Raw genomic sequence first — 20,772 nt, 5'->3', positions numbered from 1 at the left:
TTGCGGCCTACTAGCCTGGCGTCGCAACCATAGTTTCCCGAGCCGAGGGGCTGTTTATGGAAAACAGTCCCCGTGCCGTAGCCTGAGGAGAGAATTAGAAATGACCTTCGTCGTCACCGACAACTGCATCAAGTGCAAGTACACCGACTGCGTGGAAGTCTGTCCGGTGGACTGCTTCTACGAAGGCCCGAACTTCCTGGTGATCCACCCGGACGAGTGCATCGACTGCGCACTCTGCGAGCCGGAGTGCCCGGCCCAAGCGATCTTCTCCGAAGACGAAGTGCCGGAAGATCAACAGGAATATATCGAGCTCAATGCCGACCTGGCCGAAGTCTGGCCAAACATCACCGAGAAGAAAGAAGCGCTGCCCGATGCTGAAGAGTGGGATGGCGTAAAAGACAAGCTGCAGCACCTGGAACGCTAAGCCTTACTCTGCGTTCACTGAAAGACTCGCCTTGCGCGGGTCTTTTGCTTTCTTGCAGGCAAAAAAAGGGTTCATCGCGCTTTCCCGGGGAAGGCGGCCTTGATTTTCAGGAAGAAGTAGTCCGAGTCCCTGAAGCCATAGGCCATGCGTTTGATTACCTTGATACGGTTGTTCACCCCTTCCAGCAGACTGGTATGCATGTGGAAGCGGGCGCTGGCGAGAATGCCTCGGGCGTAGCGCCTGAGGTTCCGGGCAAAGCGCTGTAGCGGTGCCAGATCACTGTCCCGCGCATGGCGTAACCAGGCCCTCCAGCGTTGCCAGCCTTCACGCACGCTGGGGGCATACCAGATCTCTTTCAGGGCATCCTTGAGCACATAAACGGTGGCCAGTGGTTGATTGGCAGTCAGTAATTCCTGCAACTGCACCGCGTGCTCATCCTTGAGGTTCTCCCGGTTACGCAGGAGCAGCCAGCGACTCTGTTTGACCACTTTGCGCGCCGGCTTGTCATGGCTCAGCGCATTGGCTTGGTCGACTCGAATACGGTCAATCACGTCGCGGCCATAACGGGCCACGACATGGAACAGGTCGTACACCACCTCCGCCTGTGGGCAGTGCTGTTTCACTTCCAGGTCGAAGGCGGTGTTCATGTCCATCGCTACCGCTTCGATTTGCCGGCAACGCTCGCCCAGCAGTACGAAGAATGGGCGTATGGCCTCGCGGCTGTTGCCCTTGCCGACCCAAAGCACGCGCGTGCGTTCGGCATCCATGATGACCGTGGCGTAGCGGTGACCCTTGTGCAGAGCGAACTCGTCCATCACCAAACGCCTGACATTGCCTGGGTCGAAGTCCCCCACGCTAGCCTGCAGGCGGCGCTTGTCGATGTCCTTAATCGTGTGCCAGTGCAGTCCAGTGAGTTGGCTGATATGGCTGATCGGCAGCAGCTGCAGCAACGTTTCGACCCACGCACGCAGCCTCTGCGTCAGCCGTGACGCAGGCTCCAGCCAGTCGATTTGCTCAGGAACACGACCGCAGCGAAGGCAGTCCACGCGGCGAACAGGAACCTGCAACTGGACACGTTGATCGAGCAGATCGCGGTCACGAATACGGCGGATACGCCGATCGTGGATCAGGGGACTTGGGCCAAGGCAGCGGCCACAGTGAGGCACTTTAGAAGTGAGCGGTTCCAGGGTAAGCGTCAGGGTGTTTTCGGCACAATGGCGGCTGGCTACGACGGCATAGCCTGGCCAGAAAGCGGCAAGATCAATAGGATGCATGATGACAGCAGGGCTCAGGGGTTGGTGTGTTTGGCGACTGCCAATTTACCTGTGTCCCTGACTGTCAATCCTCTCTTTCCCGCGATAATGCGAAGAACCAAAAAAAGGGGCGGTATTACCCGCCCACTCTTTTGTCCCTACTCCCTGTATTCCCTCTCATCATCCCGATGAAATCGCGTCCCGCGATTGTCCTGACCACTCTCCGTTGCAGCCTGCGCCAGTCCCTCGACACAGGCGTAATACTAGTGTTTTCCCGATCTATCACAAGCCCGCCAAACGCCTTGAAAAGTTAAACGCCCGTCAGTACAGAAATAAATATCGATACAAATCAGCAACTTAAATAAGATAGCCCGATCCAAACAGCGACTTACCTGCTCTTCTTTCCCTTAATCACTTACACGCCGCGTAAGCGATGGCTTACATGGCGCCCAAAAAAACCGGCGCGGAGCCGGTTTCTTTGGGCCACAAACCAGCCTTACAGGCTGTCGGCATTCTCAGCCAAATACTTGGCCACGCCTTCCGGCGAGGCGGTCATGCCTTTGTCGCCTTTCTTCCAGTTGGCCGGGCAAACTTCGCCATGTTCTTCGGTGAACTGCAGGGCATCGACCAGACGCAACAACTCGTCCATGTTACGGCCCAGCGGCAGGTCGTTGACGATCTGCGAGCGCACAACGCCGTTCAGGTCGATCAGGAACGCGCCGCGGAAGGCTACGCCGCCTTCCGACTCAACGTCATAGGCCTTGCAGATTTCGTGATTGAGGTCGGCCGCCAGGGTGTACTTGACCGGGCCGATGCCGCCCTTGTCCACCGGCGTATTGCGCCAGGCGTTGTGGGTGAAGTGGGAGTCGATGGAGACACCGATCACTTCGACGTTGCGCGCCTGGAACTCAGGAATGCGGTGATCCAGAGCGATCAGCTCGGATGGGCAAACGAAGGTGAAGTCCAGCGGATAGAAAAACACCAGACCGTATTTACCCTTGATCGCCGAGGACAGGCTGAAACTGTCGACGATTTCACCGTTGCCCAGTACCGCAGCAACATCAAAATCTGGGGCTTTCTTACCTACGAGTACGCTCATTCGATATCTCCTTGAGTGATGAGTGCAGTGCGAGTGGTCTTGACTATAGGGCTGTCGAACGACAGCACAGCGCCACGGCTCGCTCTACCACGGCCGATAATGATACACCTTGATTTTGAGCAAAGCCCGTCGCTTTTAACCGCCAGTTAACCCGTTAGTGCACCGACCCGCCTCGACCGCTGATCGGCTGCACACGATTTTGGGCGCCAGCCTGGAATGGTGTTTTGACAAGCATTCTCATTAGCATTAATATCGAGCGCAACCAGCCACTGCCATGCGACGAGCCTTATTCCATGTACGTCTGCCTCTGCCAAGGTGTCACCGACAACCAGATCCGCGATGCAATCTTTGAAGGCTGCTGCAGCTACCGTGATGTCCGCACGAGCCTCGGCGTCGCCAGCCAATGCGGCAAATGCGCCTGCCTGGCCAAGCAAGTGGTGCGCGAAACGCTCAGCGAAGTGCAGTGCAGTCAGGCCGCCCTGGCCTATCCCGCGAGCTTTGTTGCCGCCTGAAACGCTAGAGGCGCAAAAACCGGATCTCGAGTCCGGTTTTTTTATGCCAGCAGTTCAAGCACTTAGGGGGCGGATACGGAGGCGAATCACTCTCATTAATATTTATTTCTAATTGAATTTCAAATGCTTAGGTTTGACAGATGGCATTCCCCGGCCCAAAATTTGCCATCAACTCCCCAGCAAGGCAGCTCAGACCATGAAAGGCGACAAGAAAGCCATCCAGCATCTGAACAAGATCCTCGGTAACGAGCTGGTCGCAATCAATCAATACTTCCTGCACGCGCGCATGTACGAAGACTGGGGCCTGAAAAAGCTCGGCGAGCACGAATACCACGAGTCCATCGACGAGATGAAGCATGCGGACAAGCTGATCAAGCGCATCCTCTTCCTCGAAGGCCTGCCGAACGTGCAAGACCTGGGCAAACTCCTGATCGGTGAAAACACCCAGGAAATGCTCGAGTGCGATCTGAAGATCGAGCACAAAGCCCATATCGACCTGAAAGCGGCAATTGCCTACTGCGAAAGCAGCGGCGACTACGCCAGCCGTGAATTGCTGGAAGAAATCCTCTGCTCGGAAGAAGAACATATCGACTGGCTGGAAACCCAGCTGAGCCTGATCGAAAAAGTCGGCCTGCAGAATTTCCTGCAATCGCAGATGGACGATTGAGCATCAATTGCGCTAATCCAGCGGGAGCCGAGCGGCTCCCGTTTTTGTTGGCGCCCGCCAGCGGCCATAGCCATGACACAAAAAACCCCGCCGCAGCGGGGTTTTTAACAAAAAGCCGACTCAGGCGTCGGTTTTCTGCATGGCATTCTTGATCAGGGTCTGCAGCTCGCCCTTCTCGAACATTTCGGCCACGATGTCGCTGCCGCCGACCAGCTCACCGCCGACCCAGAGCTGCGGGAAGGTCGGCCAGTTGGCGTACTTCGGCAGGTTGGCGCGGATTTCCGGATTTTGTAGGATGTCGACATAGGCGAATTTTTCACCACAGGCCATCACGGCCTGCGCGGCTTTGGAGGAAAAGCCGCACTGCGGGGCATTCGGCGAGCCTTTCATGTACAACAGAACGGTATTGTTGGCGATCTGTTCTTTGATGGTTTCGATGATATCCATAGGGCACCTCAGGACTTAACTTCCCGACTCACGGGTCGGCACGGTGGCGGCATTGTAACGAAAAGCCGAGCACAATGCTCGGCCTTAGGTCGACGCTTTATCGCCTGCGCAACAGCCCGCAGAGCCGCCTGAACAGATCGCGCACACCCCTGCCGGAAGCCGCTCGCATAGTTTGTGCCTCACTCAGGCGGCGCAGACTTCGACCGGTACGCCATTGAGCACGGCGTTGCCGGACAAGGCATCGAGTTCGCGCTCGTCGGTCAGGTCGTTGGCACTGGCGCCTGGCTGCGCGCTGGCAATGGCGATCCGCACGCCGGGCCGCGCATGGCCCCAGCCATGGGGCAGGCTGACCACGCCGGCCATCACCTCATCACTGCCGGCAACTTCCACTTCGAGCGCCCCCACCCGCGAGCGTACCCGCACCCGCTGGCCGTCAACCAGGCCACGTCGAGCTAGATCCTCCGGGTTCATCAGCAACTGATGACGCGGCTTGCCTTTGACCAGGCGCTGGTAGTTGTGCATCCAGGAGTTGTTACTGCGGACATGGCGGCGGCCGATCAGCAACAGTTCGTCGGCATCAGGCAGCGGCTGCGCAACAAAACGCGGCAGATCACTCAAGAGCAAGGCGGGGGCGGCCTGAACCTGCTGCCCCGGGGTTAGCAGGCGCTCGGCCAGATTGGGCTTGAGCGCACCCAGGTCGATGCCATGGGGATGTTCCAGCAGCGTGCTCAGGGACAGCTGCTGTTCGGACTTGTCGCCATAACGGCCCCTGCGCAGGCCCGCATCGATTAGCTGCGCTGGCGGCAGGGTCGGCTTCAGCGCCACCCCGATCTTGCCGGCGAAGGCCTTGGCCAGACCGACGAAGATTTCCCAGTCGTGCAGCGCGCCGGCCGATTTCTCCAGTACCGGCTGATTGAAACGGGAGACATTGCGCACGGCGAAGCTGTTGAAGGTCATGTCGTAGTGGTCATGCTCCAGCGGCGCGGTGGGCGGCAGGATCAGGTCGGCATAGCGGGTGGTTTCATTGATATAGAAGTCGATGCTGAGCATGAACTGCAAACCGTCCAGCGCCTGTTCCAACTGGCGACCGTTGGGCGTCGACAGCACCGGGTTGCCGGCCACCGTGACCAGCGCACGGATCTGCCCCTCGCCCTCGCTGAGCATTTCTTCGGCCAGCGCCGCCACCGGCAGCTCGCCGGCGTATTCCGGCAACCCGGAAACGCGACTCTGCCAACGGTTGAAGTGGGTGCCGGAGTTGGACGCCATCAGGTCAATGGCGGCCTCGGTGCACAACGCGCCGCCCTCGCGGTCGAGGTTACCGGTGACCAGATTGATCAACTGGATCAGCCAATGGCAGAGCGTGCCGAAGGCTTGGGTGGATACGCCCATGCGGCCATAGCACACGGCCTTGTCGGCGGCGGCGAAGGCGCGGGCCAACTGGCGGATCTGCTCAGCCGGCACAGCGCAACGCACACTCATGGCCTCGGCGGTGAAGCCGGCGATGGCCTGCCGCGCCTCGTCCAGGCCGACCACCGACAGATGGCTGGCGCGCCCCAGATCTTCCTCGAACAGGGTATTGAGCAGGCCGAACAGCAGCGCCGCATCCTGCCCCGGACGCACGAACACATGCTGATCGGCGATCACCGCCGTCTCGCTGCGCCGTGGATCGACCACGACTACCTTGCCGCCGCGCGCCTGGATCGCCTTGAGGCGTTTCTCCACATCCGGCACGGTCATGATGCTGCCGTTGGAGGCCAGCGGGTTGCCACCGAGAATCAACATGAAGTCGGTGTGATCGATATCGCAGATCGGCAGCAGCATGCCGTGGCCGTACATCTGCAGGCTGACCAGGTGATGGGGCAGCTGATCCACCGAGGTGGCGGAAAAGCGGCTGCGGGTCTTGAGCAGGCCGAAGAAGTAATTGCTATGGGTCATCAAGCCGTAGTTATGCACGCTGGGGTTGCCCTGGTAAGTGGCCACGGCATTGTGTCCATGCCGCGCCTGGATAGCGCTCAGGCGCTCGGCAACCAGGGCAAAGGCTTCCTCCCACTCGATCGCCTGCCACTCGCTACCCACCCGCCGCATCGGTTGGCGCAAGCGGTCGGGGTCATTCTGGATATCTTGCAAGGCCACGGCCTTGGGGCAGATATGGCCGCGACTGAAGCTGTCCTGGGGATCGCCCTTGATAGAGCGGATCTGGGTCGAGCCGTCCAGCTGCATCTCGGTTTCGATGGTCAGGCCACAGATGGCTTCGCAGAGATGGCACGCACGGTGATGGAGGGTCTTGGTCATGGCCTAGCCTCATATTTTTGTTGTGACGAGAGCAACAGCTCGTGGCAACAAGACTATGACGACTGGAAGGAAGGTCTCTAGCAGGGTTCGTCTTATGAATCGACAGGCATCATGCCTGCCGATTCAACACCGCGCTCAATTCTTAGCGAATGGAGGTCACGGTGCCTTTATTACCGGTCACTTTCACGCTCACGGTTTTGTACACGAAGTAGTCCTGCACATTCACTTCGTAACGCGGGGCGACGATCACGTCGGCACCCGAGGCCTTGACGGCTTTGTAAGCAGCTGCGGACTTGGCGGAAGCGACCGGGTCCAGACCCAGGGCAAAACCACCCTCGCCGCCACCATAGGTCACGCCATCGGCGAACTGGGTATCACCGCCCAGCTTGAACACATTGAACAGAATGTTCACCGACGACTCACCGGAGATGGTTTCACCCACTTTCACATCGGCCTTCAGGTTAGTGCCTACGGTACCGTTGAGCGGCACAGCAGGTTGGCTGATGTTCTGGCTGGCACAGCCAGTCAACAGAGCGAAGGCAGAAATAGCGGCGATAGATGCAAGGTGCTTCATATAAAACTCCGTTTCACAACATTCCATGGATACCCCGTTGCGGGGCAATGCATTGCCTCGAAAAGGCGCGGGCATCCTAAGTGCCTACCCTGGGGGGTTCAACAACAGATGTGATTTTTATGACACTCCTCACAAATCAATAAGCGAAGGCGTACAACTCGTTCCGCTAGCGCGACCGACCGGCCGATTTGCGCCTGCTCGGCATTTCCTTATAAGATCGCGCCTTCCCCGTTTCGTCGCACTGTGCGGCTCCCAGCCGCAGGTTCTGCCATTTTCACTGTTAAATCCGGCCGTTGAACCTGCGCCCTGCTGTCAAAAGGTAGTTAACGATGAGCGCAAGACACTTTCTCTCGCTGAAGGACTGCACACCGCAAGAACTGGTGAGCCTGATCCGCCGCGGCATGGAGCTGAAGGACTTGCGCAACCGCGGCGTGCTGTTCGAGCCGTTGAAGAACCGTGTGCTGGGGATGATTTTCGAGAAGGCCTCGACCCGTACCCGCCTGTCGTTCGAGGCCGGCATGATCCAACTGGGTGGCCAGGCGATCTTCCTCTCGCCACGCGACACCCAGCTCGGTCGCGGCGAACCTATCGGCGATGCCGCCATCGTCATGTCGCGCATGCTCGATGCGGTGATGATCCGCACCTTTGCCCACAGCACCCTGACCGAGTTCGCGGCGAATTCGCGGGTGCCGGTGATCAATGGCCTGTCCGACGACCTGCACCCCTGCCAATTGCTGGCCGACATGCAGACCTTCCACGAGCAGCGCGGCAGCATCAAGGGCAAGAGCGTGGCCTGGATCGGCGATGGCAATAACATGTGCAACTCCTATATAGAAGCGGCGCAGCAATTCGACTTCCAACTGCGCGTAGCCTGCCCCGCGGGCTATGAGCCGGATGCCGAACTCCTGGCTCAGGCCGACGATCGAGTGACGATCTTCCGCGACCCGCGCGAGGCGGTGGCGGGTGCGCACCTGGTGAGCACCGATGTATGGGCCTCGATGGGCCAGGAAGAAGAAATCGCCGAGCGCCTCAAGTTGTTCACCCCCTATCAGGTCAACCGCGCCCTGCTCGATGCCGCCGCCGAGGACGTGCTGTTCCTGCACTGCCTACCGGCGCACCGCGGCGAAGAGATCAGCGCGGATCTGCTCGACGACCCGCGCTCGGCAGCCTGGGATCAAGCGGAAAACCGCCTGCACGTGCAAAAAGCCTTGCTCGAGTTTCTGGTCGAGCCGGCGTACCACCACGCATGAGCCACCCCCTGCTACTGAACCTGCGCGACCTGGGCTGCGGGTACAACGAGCACAAGGTGGTGCAGGATCTCAATCTGCACCTCAACGCTGGCGACATCGGCTGCCTGCTTGGTCCGTCCGGCTGTGGCAAGACCACCACCCTGCGCGCCATCGCCGGTTTCGAACCGGTGGCCGAAGGCGAGATCCAGTTGGCCAACGAGGTGATCTCGCGCGCCGGGTTTACCCTGGCGCCGGAGAAGCGCCGAATTGGCATGGTGTTCCAGGATTACGCGCTCTTCCCGCACCTGAGCGTGGCGGAAAACATTGCCTTCGGCATCCGCCAGCAGAGCAACTGCGAACGCATAACCAACGAGTTGCTGGAGCTGGTCAAACTCAGCCACCTGGGCAAGCGCTACCCGCATGAGCTGTCCGGCGGTCAGCAACAACGTGTCGCGCTGGCCCGCGCATTGGCTCCGGAACCACGCCTGCTGCTGCTCGACGAACCCTTTTCCAACCTCGATGGCGAGTTGCGCCGGCGCTTGAGCCATGAGGTTCGCGACATCCTCAAAGCCCGCGGCACCAGTGCGATTCTGGTGACCCACGACCAGGAAGAAGCCTTCGCCGTCAGCGATCATGTCGGCGTCTTTCATGAGGGTCGGCTGCAGCAGTGGGACACGCCCTACAACCTCTACCACGAACCCCTGACCCCCTTCGTCGCCAGCTTCATCGGCCAAGGCTACTTCATTCGCGGCCAGTTGCTCAGCCCGGACACGGTGCAGACCGAGCTGGGCCTGATTCGCGGCAATCGCGCCTATACCTGGGCGAGCGGCAGTGCCGTGGACGTGCTGCTGCGCCCGGACGACATCGTCTATGACCCCGCTAGCGAGCTGAAGGCGCTGATCGTCGGCAAGACCTTCCTCGGCGCCGCCACCCTGTATCGTCTGCAACTCGCTACTGGAAGTCAGCTGGAATCACTCTTTCCCAGCCATGCCGACCACCGCCCCGGCGAAGCCGTCGGCATTCGCGTGGCGGCCGATCACCTGGTGGTCTTCCCTGCTCCCGGCAGCATCGCGGCCCAGGTCAAGCTCGGCGATTCCGGCGTGCGCCGTTGCAGCAGCGCCAACTGAACCCAGCGCGATCATATGCACGGTGCGCCGTGCGCGCCAAGACGCAGGGGGCGAAGCTGCATCCCCCCAGCCTCTCAATCCTCGCTCAAGTACAAACGGCCGCTGGCCAACAGCACCGCCTGACCGGCAATCTTGACGCGCTCACCGTCAAGCCGACAGTGCAGCTCGCCGCCACGGGCCGAACACTGGTAAGCGCTCAGCTCGGTCTTGCCTAAGCGCTCGGCCCAGTAGGGCGTGAGCATGCAATGGGTCGAGCCGGTGACCGGATCTTCATTGATGCCGATCGCCGGGGCGAAGTAGCGCGAAACGAAGTCATACCGCTCGCCCGGCGCACTGATCAGCACGCCCAAACCCGGCAACTCGGCCAGGGCCGGCAAATTCGGCTGAAACGCGCGCACGGCGGCTTCCGACGGCAATATCACCAGCAGCTCCTGGATACCTTGCGCGCCCTGGAGCGCCAATAGCGCCTGCACCGGCATGCCCAAAGCCTGCTCGACCTCAGCGGTCAACCCACAGGGTTCGCCCCTGCGCAGCGGGAAATCCAGCACCAGCCTGCCCGCCTCGCGACTCACCCGCAGGGCGCCGGACTGGCAGATGAAGTCGATCGCCTCGCCCGGCTCGGCGTACCGCTCGAGCAGCACATGGGCACTGGCCAGGGTGGCATGCCCGCACAGCGGCACCTCGGCGAGCGGAGTAAACCAACGGATATGCCAGGCGGCGCCCTCCTTCACCAGGAACGCGGTTTCCGCCAGGTTGTGTTCGGCGGCGATCTGCTGCATCAGCGCATCGCTGAGCCAGCTGTCCAGGCGATAAACCATGGCCGGGTTGCCGGCGAAGGGGCGATCGGTGAAGGCGTCGACCTGGTGGAATTCGAGGTGCATGGGTGAAACTCCTAGCCTGTGATAGGGGCTAGCATGCCGTGGCCGGCAGCATTGCGCCCGCTACAGTCGCCTCGGATAAAGGCATTACAGCTGCACCGTATCAATGCGCAACGAACGACGACGGTGTGCGGCCTAATCACAAACCGTTATTAAAAACGACTAAACCTATGAGAATCATTGACTTGCAAAGCCTGGCACGCCACCTTCCATGTCCAGCCTCGGCCAGCACAACGGCGTGCCTGCCACACATCCGACAACGACGTCACGGCCCCCGCTGATCCTTGAGCCGTGGGCACTGTGACGTTTCTTGCGATTTTGGCCCATATAGGAAGCATGCCATGCGCCCGATAACCCTCTCCTTCCTGTCCCAGGCCAGCGGCACCTGCAGCCACGCCGCTTTCGCTAGCCAACCACTGAGCACGCTGATCACCGAAGGCAAGCCGATCCTCGACCCGCGCCACCGCTACGCACACGTCGACCGGGACAACGCCCTGAACCACGCCAACGCCCAGCCCCTGGGCACCCGCGTCGGCTTCCAGTCCGGCAAGTGGTACGGCCTCTCCGCCCTGATCGAGGCGGACAACCTCAGCCGCATCGGTTTCAATCTGTCCGCCGACTCGCCCTTCGTACCGACCCTGATCGCCACCACCAGGGAAACCCTGCTCTGGCCAATGAATGAGCTGACCAGCCAGTACGAAGGGGTGATGCTGGCGGGATCCTGAGGCGGCCGGCGGCATGGCCTGAGGGAAACCCGCGGGACTCTCGAATGCCAGATACCAATTAGCGATTGCCAGCCGTGCCGGCGCGAGGCGCTTCTCGCAGGAGCGGCTTCGGCCGCGCAATCCGCGGATAAATCCGCGCCCACACAAGCCAGGCGCCAGCCCCGATCAACCCTCGCTGCGCACCCGCTGCACGGCATCCAGCCAGCCATGGTAAAGCTTGCTGCGGTGCTCCTGGCACATGCGCGGCTCGAAACGTTGCTGGCGCTGCCAATGCCCGGCGATCTCGTCGAGGTCGCGGTAGACGCCCGCCTTGAGGCCGGCCAGATAGGCCACGCCCAGGGCCGTGGTTTCGGTCACTTCGGGACGCTCGACCGGCACCCCGAGAATGTCGGCGAGAAACTGCATCACCCAGTTGTTCTCCACCATGCCGCCATCCACCCGCAGCGCGCTCGGCTCGGCGGCGCCGTCCTGGCGCATGGCTTCGAGCAGGTCGCGGGTCTGGTAGCAGACCGATTGCAGGCCGGCGGTGACGATCTCCTTGATTCCGGTATCGCGGGTCAAGCCGAAGATCGCGCCGCGTGCCTTCGGATCCCAATAAGGCGCACCCAGGCCGGTGAACGCCGGCACCAGGTATACCCCGCAGGCATCGCCGGTCTGTTCGGCCAGGGCCTCGCTGTCACGCGCATGGCTGATCAGTTTGATGCCGTCGCGCAGCCACTGCACCGCCGCGCCCGCGACGAAGATACTGCCTTCCACCGCATAGGTGACCTTGCCATCCAGACGATAACCGACGGTGGTGAGCAGGCGATTCTTCGAGGCCACCGGGGCGGCGCCGGTGTTCTGGATCATGAAACAACCGGTGCCGTAGGTGCTCTTGACCATGCCCGGCTGGAAGCAGGCCTGGCCGATCAGCGCGGCCTGCTGATCGCCGGCCATGCCCAGCACCGGAATAGACGCGCCGAGCAGTTCGGCCTCGACGGTGCCGAAGTCGGCGGCGCAATCGAGCACCTCGGGCAGCAGGCTGGGCGGAATCTCCAACAGCTCGAGCAACTCGGCATCCCACTGCTGGGTGTGGATATTGAACAGCAGGGTGCGCGAGGCATTGGTTGCATCGGTCTTGTGCGACTTGCCGCCGGTCAGGCGCCACAACAGGAAGCTGTCCACCGTACCGAAGCGCAGCTCGCCGCGCTCGGCCCGCGCGCGCGCGCCGGCCACGTTATTGAGGATCCAGCGCAACTTGGTACCGGAGAAATACGGATCGATCAGCAGGCCGGTCTTGGCCGCCACCGCGGCCTCATGGCCGGCGGCTTTCAGCTCGGCGCAATAATCGGCGGTGCGCCGGTCTTGCCAGACGATGGCCGGATGGATAGGCGCACCGCTGACGGCGTCCCACACCAGAGTGGTCTCACGCTGATTGGTGATGCCGATGGCGGTGATCTGACTGGCCTCAAGATCGCCCTGAAGCAACGCCGCGCGGCAAACCTGCAAGGTGCTCTGCCAGATCTCCTCCGCGTCGTGCTCGACCCAACCGTCCTGCGGAAAGTACTGCCGGAACTCCTGCTGCGCCCGCGCCACCGGCAAGCCCTGGGCATTGAAGACAATGGCACGGCTGCTGGTGGTGCCTTGGTCGATTGCGAGCAGGTAGTCGGACATGTGGCTTTCCTTGTTGTTATGCGTATGGGTCAGATGACGGAATACCGGGTTGCGTACCGGCGCCGCTCATGGCCGCCCGAGGGCTGCGAATTGCGCCTGGGTCAGTTGCGCCAACACCGCAGCCGCCAGCTCCACCTCCAGCCCGCGCCGCCCGGCGCTGACGAAGATGCTTGGATACTGCTGCGCCGACTCGTCGATAAAGGTGCGCAAACGCTTTTTCTGCCCCAACGGGCTGATGCCACCGAGCAGATAGCCGGTGGCACGCTGCGCGGCATTGGGTTCGGCCATGTCGACCTTCTTCACTCCGGCGGCCTGCGCCAGGGCTTTCAGATCGAGGCTACCGGCAACCGGCACCACGGCGACCAGCAGTTCGGCTTTCTCACTGGCCACCAGCAGCGTCTTGAACACGCGCGCCGGTTGCAAGTTAAGCTTCTCTGCCGCCTCCAAACCATAGGAAGCGGCTTTCGGATCGTGGCTGTAGCTGTGCACCTGATGCGCAGCCTTATGCTTTTTCAAGAGATCGATAGCGGGCGTCATGTTCGTTTGTGAAAATAGTTTGGCCAAGTCCGCGTACCTTAGCCGAAAATTTGCCCAACGACAGCCTATAATGCTGCACAAAACAAGGATCCCGCCCATGACCCTGGCGCCGCGCCAACATGACATCCTCACCCTCGCCCGCGAGCGTGGCTACGTCAGTATCGACGAACTGGCCCAGGCGTTTGCCGTCACCCCCCAAACCATTCGCCGCGACATCAACCAGTTGGCCGAGCAGGGTCTGCTGCGGCGCACCCATGGCGGCGCGGCAAGCGAAGCCTCAAGCACCCAGAACACCGCCTATACCATGCGCGCCGGGCAGATGCGCGAGGAGAAGCAGCGTATCGCCGAGGCCATAGCCGCACACATCCCCGACCACGCCTCGCTGTTCATCAACATCGGCACCACCACCGAGGCGATTGCCCGTGCGCTGCTCAAACGCAAGGGTTTGAAGATCATCACCAACAACCTGCATGTCGCCGCCCAGCTCAGCGCCAAGGCCGATTTCGAGGTTTTGCTGGCAGGCGGCACGGTGCGCAGCGACGGCGGCATCGTCGGCCAGTCGACGGTGGACTTCATCCAGCAGTTCAAGGTCGACTTCGCCCTGGTCGGCATCAGCGGCATCGATGAGGACGGCAGCCTGCTCGACTTCGACTACCAGGAAGTGCGGGTTTCCCAGGCGATCATCCACAACGCCCGGCAAGTCTTTCTCGCCGCCGACTCGAGCAAATTCGGCCGCAACGCCGTGGTGCGCCTGGGCTCGATCACCCTGGTCGACCGGGTGTTCACCGACGCCGCGCCTTCGCCAGCGATCGGCCACCTGCTCGCCACGAACAAGGTGCACCTGGATCTGGCCTGAGACCACTCAACAACCACTCGGCACGAAAGTGCGCTTGGGGCTGGCGTGGCTGGGCATATTCGACTAGCATATTTTCGAAACTGAACATCAACAAGTTCACTTTCGACTTTACGGTGCCGCCATGCCTACTCGCCCAAACTCTGCCGCCCCCCTCGCCGAAGTCTACGACCTGGCGGTCGTGGGTGGCGGCATCAATGGCGTCGGCATCGCTGCCGATGCGGCCGGTCGCGGCCTGTCGGTGTTCCTTTGCGAAAAGGACGACCTGGCCGCGCACACCTCCTCGGCCAGCAGCAAGCTGATCCACGGCGGCCTGCGCTACCTCGAACATTACGAATTCCGCCTGGTGCGCGAAGCCCTGGCCGAGCGCGAAGTGCTGCTGGCCAAGGCCCCGCATATCGTCAAACCCATGCGTTTCATCCTGCCGCACCGGCCGCACCTGCGCCCGGCCTGGATGATTCGCGCCGGCCTGTTCCTCTACGACCACCTGGGCAAGCGCGAGAAGCTGCCGGGCTCGCGCAGCCTGAGCTTCGGCGCGGACAGCCCGCTGAAGGCCGAGATCACCCGCGGTTTCGAATACTCCGACTGCTGGGTCGATGACGCCCGCCTGGTCGTGCTCAACGCCATGGCTGCGCGCGAACAAGGCGCCCATGTGCATACCCGCACCCGCTGCGTCCGCGCCCGGCGCAGCAAAGGCTTGTGGCATATCCACCTGGAGCGCGCCGATGGCAGCCGCTACTCGATCCGCGCCCGCGCCCTGGTCAATGCCGCCGGCCCCTGGGTGGCGCGCTTTATCCGCGAAGACCTGAAGCAGGATGCGCCCTATGGCATTCGCCTGATCCAGGGCAGCCATATCATCGTGCCGAAGCTGTTCGACGGCGAACAGGCCTATATCCTGCAGAACGAGGATCGCCGCATCGTCTTCGCCATCCCCTACCTCGACCGCTTCACCCTGATCGGCACCACCGACCGCGAATACACCGGCGACCCGGACAAGGTGGCGATCAGCGATGAGGAAACCGCCTACCTGCTGCAGGTGGTCAACGCCCACTTCAAACGGCAACTGAGCCGTGCCGACATCCTGCACAGCTTCGCCGGGGTGCGGCCGCTGTGCGACGACGAATCCGACCAACCCTCCGCCGTGACCCGCGACTACACCCTGGCGCTGTCTGGCCAGCCGGGCGAGGCGCCGTTGCTCTCGGTGTTCGGCGGCAAGCTGACCACCTACCGCAAACTGGCGGAGTCGGCGCTGGCGCAATTGGCACCCAACTTCCCGAAGATGAAGCCGAGCTGGACGGCCAGCGCCCCGCTTCCCGGCGCGGAAAACCTGGAAAGCCAAAGCGCCCTGGTCGCAGCCTTGTGCGCCCGCTGCGGCTGGTTGCCGACCGCCCTCGCCCGCCGCTGGGCCAGTTGCTACGGCAGCCGCAGCTGGCTGCTGCTCGAGGGCGTGCAACAGCAGAGCGACCTCGGCGAACACCTCGGTGGCGGACTCTATACCCGTGAAGTGGATTACCTGTGCCGAGAGGAATGGGCCATCGAGGCCGCCGATATCCTCTGGCGGCGGAGCAAGCTGGGCTTGTTCACGACGCCGGCGCAGCAGGCGCGGCTGGAGGCCTATTTGGCCGCCGAGCATCCGCGCAAGCTGGCGGAACATATGGCCTGAGGGGTTGACGCTTGTGTGATGCCCATTAGCCATTAATATACGCGCCAGGCAGGGAAGCCGGGCACCCATTTCTCGGGATCCCCCACAAGCTCCTTGTGCCCCTAAGGCCAACCAAAGGAGTAGACCGTGGCCCATCCGTATTTGCGCAAGACCCTGCTCGCACTGGCGATAGCCACTTCCCAACCGCTGTTCGCCGACGCTGTGAATTTGACTGGATCGCAGACCAGGCTCTATTCAAACGACTACTCGGCCCCCCTGACTATCACCGGCCATGCGTCTGGCGAGGATTATGCGGTTGATCTGAACTCAAGCGGTTACAGCATCTTTCCGAGCACCACCAATCTAGCCACTTTAAATGCCTCCGGCGAACAGGCGAAAACCCTGGCCTTGAGTGGTTCCAGTATTCCTCATCCGCTCTTCGGAATGGAGGTAATGATGGGCGATCTAACTAACGGAGGACAGATCAGCGCGAGCGGTGGAAACTCCAGCGGGATTTTTCTTGGCAACGCAGCCATCCTCTTCTCCGGCGATCTGAATAACTCAGGGGACATCGCCAGCAACGGTACTAACGCCGCCGGTATCCGGCTCAGTAATCTAGCCAGCATTTATTCTGGAGGGATGAACAATACCGGCAACATCCGCGCCAGCGGGATCGGAGCAACCGGAGTCAGTCTTTCCTCAACAGCTCATGTTTCACAAGATTTGACCAATAACGGAAATATTCGAGCCGAGGGTTTGAGTGCCAAGGGTATTGAACTGTCCGCAGCAATAGTCTCCGGATATTTGCAGAACAGCGGTCACATCGAAGCCATTGGCGCATCCAGCACTGCTATCTCACTGGAGAGTGGCAGCTCGGCCCAGGCAGTCGGCAACCTGGAAGGTGGCCTGATCAGCGCCAGGGGTGAAAACAGCCGTGGTCTATCAATCGACATTGGCGGTCTACTCGACGCCCCCACTTCGCTCACTAACCACGGGATCATCGAGAGCGAAGGCCGCGGAAGCGTCGGCGTCCATATCGACCACCCACAGAACCTGTCTATTGTGGCCAACTTCGGCAAAATATCAGCCGCAGGCGAGGACAGTCGCGCCATTAGGCTTGGTAGTGGCTACCCAGATGATCCTGCTGTCTTTTATGGGCTACAGCTGATCAACATCGGCACCCTCCAGGCCGACGGTATTGCAATCGAGGCGCTCACTTCTCCAGCGAACCACGACCCCGCTTTTTCCTGGCTGCAAGTCGATATGTGGACAGGCCTGATTGCAGGTGAAGAGGCCGCCATCAAGGGGGATGGAAATGTCCTGCTGAACTTCGAGGGGGGTGAGATTCGCGGCGATCTGCTAGGGCTTAGCGAAATACATGCCTCAGGCGATGCGCTGTTCAATGGCCGGCTGATCCAAAGCCCTACCCTCTGGGTATCATCGCTTGAGCTAGGACAACCCCATACACGTCTTGAAGGCAATCTGAGCCTGAGTAATAGCAGCCTCGACCTCAACCTTCACAGCCAGACCGACCCACGCCGCGCCATTCTCTAAGTCAGCGGTGACGCACTGTTTGGCTACTTTGGCCCTAACCAAATACGCCTGAAGCCCGCCGCGGAAGACTTCCGCGGCCTGCCGCTACGCGAGTATGTGTTGATCTCTGCCGCCCGGATCGAAGACCAAGGCAGCTCTTACGGCACAAGCCTCCAGGTCACCAGCCCGTCCGACCTGCTACAGATCGAACGCTACGAAGTGACCGACACCCAAGTCACCGCCGTAGTCAAAAGCCTGAGCAACCAGCAGGTCGGCGCCTACCTGAGCGAACACGGCGCCCAGCCTCATCTGCTACCCGCCTTCAGCGCCTTCTACGGCGCCACCCTGGGCAGCTTGAGCAACGACGATCCGCTGTTCGAGGCCACCGTCGGCAGCAACGACGAAGCGCTGGTACGCCTGGCCGAGCAGCTCGCCCCCGAGGTCAACGGCGCTGCCGGCCAGACCGCCGCCAGCAACCAGAACCTGCTCGGCAACGTGCTGCAAGGGCGCAGCGCCAGCCTGCGTCGGGGCCTGTCCTCCGGCGCCGGCCTGAGCCAGACCGGCGCCTGGGTGCAGGCACTGAACAGCGATGCCGACCAGGGCGAACGTAGCGGAATCCCCGGCTATGACGCCGACAGCCGGGGCATCGCCGTCGGTGTGGACGGCAAGCTGAATGGGCAAACCACCCTCGGCCTGGCTTACAGCTACCTGACCAGCGACGTGCACAGCCAGAGCGGCAACAAGACCGCTATCGACGGCCATGCCCTGACCCTCTACGGCGGTTTCGAACAAGGCGCCTGGTTCGCCGACGCCGGCCTGACCTATGGCCGCAGCGACAACGAAAGCAGACGCTATATCGCCGGCACCCGCGCCGAGGGCGACTACGACAGCCAGCTGTTGGGCCTCAACCTGCTCGGCGGCTATGGCTTCGACCTGGGCCAGGGTCTGCTGCTGGAGCCGCGCATGGCGGCGCGCTACAGCAACGTGCAGATCGACGGCTTCCGCGAGCAGGGCTCGGCCGCCGCGCTGGCGGTCGGCGACCAGCGTTACGAGGTGGGCGAGATCGGCGCCGGCGTGCGCCTGGCCGGTAACTTCGCCGCCGGCCAGGGCCGCCTGGAACCGGAAGCCAAGCTGATGGCCTACCACGACCTGATCGCCGATCAGGTCAGCAGCACCAGCGCCTTCGTGGTCGGCGGCACGCCTTTCGTCACCAGCGGCGCCAAGCCCGCCCGCGACAGTTACCAGGCCAGCCTGGGATTGGGCTACCACCTCGGTGCGGTCAGTCTCGGAGTCGGCTACGACTACCTGAGCAAGGCGGATTACTCCGCCGACACCGTGCAGGCCAGGGTTCGCTACGATTTTTAAGCTGTCCGCCCTGTACCCCGGCCCGCGCACGCGGGCCGGGCTTAGCCTTGTTGGCTTGCTCGCAACCCTGAACGGCTGTGCCTCCCCCGCGGCTCGCCTGGAAGAGCTGGCCCGACAACAGGATCATCGACTGGCCAGCCTGCCGACCAGCCAGTTCGATTTGCAAGTTGCCTTGCCCAACGCGCCGCAGCCGGACAGCCGGTTGCGGGTCTATCTGGAGGGCGACGGCCGAGCCTGGATCACCGCCACCCAACCGAGCCTGGATCCGACCCCGGACGATCTACTGCTGGCCCGTCTGGCACTGAGCGACCCACGCCCCAGCGTCTACCTGGCGCGTCCCTGCCAGTTCGTCCGCTCTCCCGGCTGCGCGCCGCAGTATTGGACGCAGCGGCGTTTCTCCCAGGAGATCGTCGCCAGCCTGAGCGAGGCGCTCGATCAACTGCAGCGGCGCCACGGCAATCGCGACTTCGAGCTGATCGGCTACTCCGGCGGTGGCGCCCTGGCCTTGCTGCTCGCGGCCGCACGCGACGATATCGCCCAGGTGCAGACGCTGGCCGGCAATCTCAGCCCGCGACGCTGGGCGCAACGACTCGAACTGGAGCCGTTGCACGGTTCACTGGAGCCACTGGATTTCGCCGAGCGCCTGCGCGCCTTGCCGCAACGCCACCTGGCCGGCAGCGATGACCAGGTGATGCCGGCCAGCGTGCTGGAGGAATACGCCGCGCACCTAGGTTCCGCCGACTGCCTGGAGCTGCAGCGACTGGCCGGGGTTGACCACCACGCAGGCTGGCTCGAACGCTGGCGACACTGGCGCAACCGGCCTATCGAATGTAAGACAACTCGGCGGCAGGCGAACGGGCGAGCCGAGCGTCACCGCGCAGGTTCGCCTTGAGATGCGGCAACACCGCCGCCAGCAGTGGCTCCTTGAACGCGTCCTGAAAACGATGGGCCAGGCCCGGGATCAGTTTGAGCTCCGCCCCCTGGATATGCGCGGCGACATGCACCCCGTGCATCGCCGGCAGCAGCGGGTCGGCGGTGCCGTGCACCACCAGGGTCGGTACGCGCAGGCGATCGAGCAACTCGAGCCGGCTCGGTTCGGCAAGTATCGCCAGCAACTGACGCTGCACGCCCTCGGGATTGAAGGCGCGGTCGTAGGCGATCTCGGCCTGCTGCAACAGCGCCGCCCGCTCGTCGCTGATCGCCGGGCTGCCGAGGGCGGCGAGCAGGTCGGCCTGCTGCTCCAACGCCACCGCACGACTCGGCGCCTCGCGCTTGCTCAGCAAAGCCAGCAGCGCCGGGCTGGGTGCCGGCAAACCCTGGGCACCGGAGCTGGTCATGATCAGGGTCAGGCTCCGTATCCGTTCGGGTGCCAGGTCGGCCAGGTGCTGGGCGATCATCCCGCCCATGCTGGCGCCGAGCACATGGAAGCGGCGTACGCCCAGGGCGTCCATCAGCCCCAGGGCATCGCCGGCCATGTCGCGCAGCCGGTAAGGTGCCGACACCGACAGGCCGAGCCGGTAGCGCAACGCTTCGTAGGCGAGACCGGCCGGTGGCGGCGTTTGCTTCCAGGTGCTCAGGCCGACATCGCGATTATCGAAACGAATCACCCGAAATCCCTGTAGGCACAGGCGCGCGACCACCTCGTCCGGCCAGTGGATCAGCTGGCCGCCGAGGCCCATGACCAGTAGCAAGGCCGGATCGCTGGCGCGACCGATGCTTTGGTAGGCCAGTTGCACCTCGCCCAGCGCAACCTTGGCGGTCGGCACCCGGACGTCGCAACGTTCGGCGGCCGTTGCCGGCAGAGCGCAAAACAGCACAAGGACAACAATTAACGCACGCACGCAAACACCGAAACGCAGAAGCCCATTGAGACGTGAGTTTGCTGATATCCCGACGAGCGCGCTGCCACACAACAGTGACAATTTGATGAATCCTGCCAGGCGGTGCTTATCCGGTCACTAA

20 protein-coding genes are annotated in these 20,772 nt (G+C 62.2%); 11 read left to right on the top strand and 9 right to left on the bottom strand.

Annotated elements, in window-relative coordinates; genetic code table 11:
• Positions 1–100: 100 nt before the first annotated feature.
• Entirely contained in the window at positions 101–424 is a 324-nt protein-coding gene (gene fdxA, locus P8H27_RS01845; RefSeq protein WP_090500306.1) for a ferredoxin FdxA, read from the top strand.
• A gap of 71 nt (positions 425–495) precedes the next feature.
• Here fdxA and P8H27_RS01840 read toward each other — a convergent pair whose 3' ends face one another.
• The gene (locus tag P8H27_RS01840) at positions 496–1,698 is read right to left on the bottom strand and encodes an ISL3 family transposase (RefSeq protein ID WP_289634921.1); all 1,203 of its coding nucleotides are present in this window, start codon (positions 1,696–1,698) and stop codon (positions 496–498) included.
• A 475-nt stretch (positions 1,699–2,173) separates the two neighbouring features.
• A complete protein-coding gene (locus P8H27_RS01835) occupies positions 2,174–2,776 on the bottom strand; it encodes a peroxiredoxin (RefSeq protein ID WP_289634920.1) in 603 nt (200 codons plus the stop codon).
• A gap of 293 nt (positions 2,777–3,069) precedes the next feature.
• Between P8H27_RS01835 and P8H27_RS01830 the strand changes: the two genes are divergently transcribed.
• Together P8H27_RS01830 and bfr are read left to right on the top strand one after the other, a co-directional pair.
• The gene (locus P8H27_RS01830; RefSeq protein ID WP_289634919.1) at positions 3,070–3,288 is read left to right on the top strand and encodes a bacterioferritin-associated ferredoxin; all 219 of its coding nucleotides are present in this window, start codon (positions 3,070–3,072) and stop codon (positions 3,286–3,288) included.
• Between the two features lie 196 nt (positions 3,289–3,484).
• Entirely contained in the window at positions 3,485–3,955 is a 471-nt protein-coding gene (gene bfr, locus P8H27_RS01825) for a bacterioferritin (protein ID WP_289634918.1), read from the top strand.
• Between the two features lie 120 nt (positions 3,956–4,075).
• On the opposite strand, the gene grxD is transcribed toward bfr, so the two are convergent.
• The 3 genes from grxD to P8H27_RS01810 all read right to left on the bottom strand — a co-directional run bounded on the left by grxD (position 4,076) and on the right by P8H27_RS01810 (position 7,268).
• On the bottom strand, positions 4,076–4,402 hold the full coding sequence (gene grxD, locus P8H27_RS01820) for a Grx4 family monothiol glutaredoxin (RefSeq protein ID WP_289634917.1): 327 nt from the start codon (positions 4,400–4,402) through the stop codon (positions 4,076–4,078).
• A 183-nt stretch (positions 4,403–4,585) separates the two neighbouring features.
• Positions 4,586–6,694, bottom strand: a complete 2,109-nt coding sequence (locus tag P8H27_RS01815; RefSeq protein ID WP_289634916.1) for a molybdopterin oxidoreductase family protein — start codon at positions 6,692–6,694, stop codon at positions 4,586–4,588.
• Positions 6,695–6,836: 142 nt separating this feature from the next.
• A complete protein-coding gene (locus P8H27_RS01810) occupies positions 6,837–7,268 on the bottom strand; it encodes a hypothetical protein (RefSeq protein ID WP_289634915.1) in 432 nt (143 codons plus the stop codon).
• A 329-nt stretch (positions 7,269–7,597) separates the two neighbouring features.
• Here P8H27_RS01810 and argF point away from each other — a divergent pair, with 329 nt between their 5' ends.
• Both argF and P8H27_RS01800 read left to right on the top strand, forming a co-directional pair.
• A complete protein-coding gene (argF, locus tag P8H27_RS01805; protein ID WP_289634914.1) occupies positions 7,598–8,518 on the top strand; it encodes an ornithine carbamoyltransferase in 921 nt (306 codons plus the stop codon).
• Positions 8,515–9,624, top strand: a complete 1,110-nt coding sequence (locus P8H27_RS01800; RefSeq protein ID WP_289634913.1) for an ABC transporter ATP-binding protein — start codon at positions 8,515–8,517, stop codon at positions 9,622–9,624. The genes argF and P8H27_RS01800 overlap by 4 nt, the downstream gene beginning before the upstream one ends.
• Positions 9,625–9,698: 74 nt before the next feature.
• On the opposite strand, the gene P8H27_RS01795 is transcribed toward P8H27_RS01800, so the two are convergent.
• Complete coding sequence (locus tag P8H27_RS01795; protein ID WP_289634912.1) at positions 9,699–10,505, bottom strand: PhzF family phenazine biosynthesis protein; 807 nt, start codon at positions 10,503–10,505, stop codon at positions 9,699–9,701.
• 338 nt (positions 10,506–10,843) lie between these two features.
• Here P8H27_RS01795 and P8H27_RS01790 point away from each other — a divergent pair, with 338 nt between their 5' ends.
• Complete coding sequence (locus P8H27_RS01790; RefSeq protein ID WP_289634911.1) at positions 10,844–11,227, top strand: hypothetical protein; 384 nt, start codon at positions 10,844–10,846, stop codon at positions 11,225–11,227.
• Between the two features lie 165 nt (positions 11,228–11,392).
• On the opposite strand, the gene glpK is transcribed toward P8H27_RS01790, so the two are convergent.
• Positions 11,393–12,880, bottom strand: coding sequence for a glycerol kinase GlpK (gene glpK, locus P8H27_RS01785; protein WP_289634910.1), 1,488 nt, complete (start codon positions 12,878–12,880; stop codon positions 11,393–11,395).
• 66 nt (positions 12,881–12,946) lie between these two features.
• Positions 12,947–13,417, bottom strand: a complete 471-nt coding sequence (gene ybaK / locus P8H27_RS01780) for a Cys-tRNA(Pro) deacylase (protein ID WP_289634909.1) — start codon at positions 13,415–13,417, stop codon at positions 12,947–12,949.
• Positions 13,418–13,514: 97 nt separating this feature from the next.
• Between ybaK and P8H27_RS01775 the strand changes: the two genes are divergently transcribed.
• From P8H27_RS01775 to P8H27_RS01755, 5 genes are all read left to right on the top strand, one after another.
• On the top strand, positions 13,515–14,273 hold the full coding sequence (locus tag P8H27_RS01775) for a DeoR/GlpR family DNA-binding transcription regulator (protein WP_289634908.1): 759 nt from the start codon (positions 13,515–13,517) through the stop codon (positions 14,271–14,273).
• A 121-nt stretch (positions 14,274–14,394) separates the two neighbouring features.
• Entirely contained in the window at positions 14,395–15,933 is a 1,539-nt protein-coding gene (gene glpD / locus P8H27_RS01770; RefSeq protein WP_289634907.1) for a glycerol-3-phosphate dehydrogenase, read from the top strand.
• 126 nt (positions 15,934–16,059) lie between these two features.
• On the top strand, positions 16,060–17,466 hold the full coding sequence (locus P8H27_RS01765; RefSeq protein ID WP_289634906.1) for a hypothetical protein: 1,407 nt from the start codon (positions 16,060–16,062) through the stop codon (positions 17,464–17,466).
• Positions 17,467–17,565: 99 nt separating this feature from the next.
• On the top strand, positions 17,566–18,810 hold the full coding sequence (locus P8H27_RS01760) for an autotransporter outer membrane beta-barrel domain-containing protein (protein ID WP_289634905.1): 1,245 nt from the start codon (positions 17,566–17,568) through the stop codon (positions 18,808–18,810).
• A 55-nt stretch (positions 18,811–18,865) separates the two neighbouring features.
• Complete coding sequence (locus P8H27_RS01755; RefSeq protein ID WP_289634904.1) at positions 18,866–19,702, top strand: alpha/beta hydrolase; 837 nt, start codon at positions 18,866–18,868, stop codon at positions 19,700–19,702.
• On the opposite strand, the gene P8H27_RS01750 is transcribed toward P8H27_RS01755, so the two are convergent.
• Positions 19,632–20,651: an alpha/beta fold hydrolase gene (locus P8H27_RS01750; protein WP_289634903.1), complete on the bottom strand. Its 1,020-nt coding sequence runs from the start codon at positions 20,649–20,651 to the stop codon at positions 19,632–19,634. The two genes, P8H27_RS01755 and P8H27_RS01750, sit on opposite strands and share 71 nt — an antisense overlap.
• Positions 20,652–20,772: the final 121 nt, after the last annotated feature.

The organism is Pseudomonas sp. sp1636 (assembly GCF_030376615.1).
Lineage (GTDB): Bacteria > Pseudomonadota > Gammaproteobacteria > Pseudomonadales > Pseudomonadaceae > Aquipseudomonas.
Note: the sequence above shows the minus strand (reverse complement) of the source record. Positions and strands in the feature narration are given on the sequence as shown.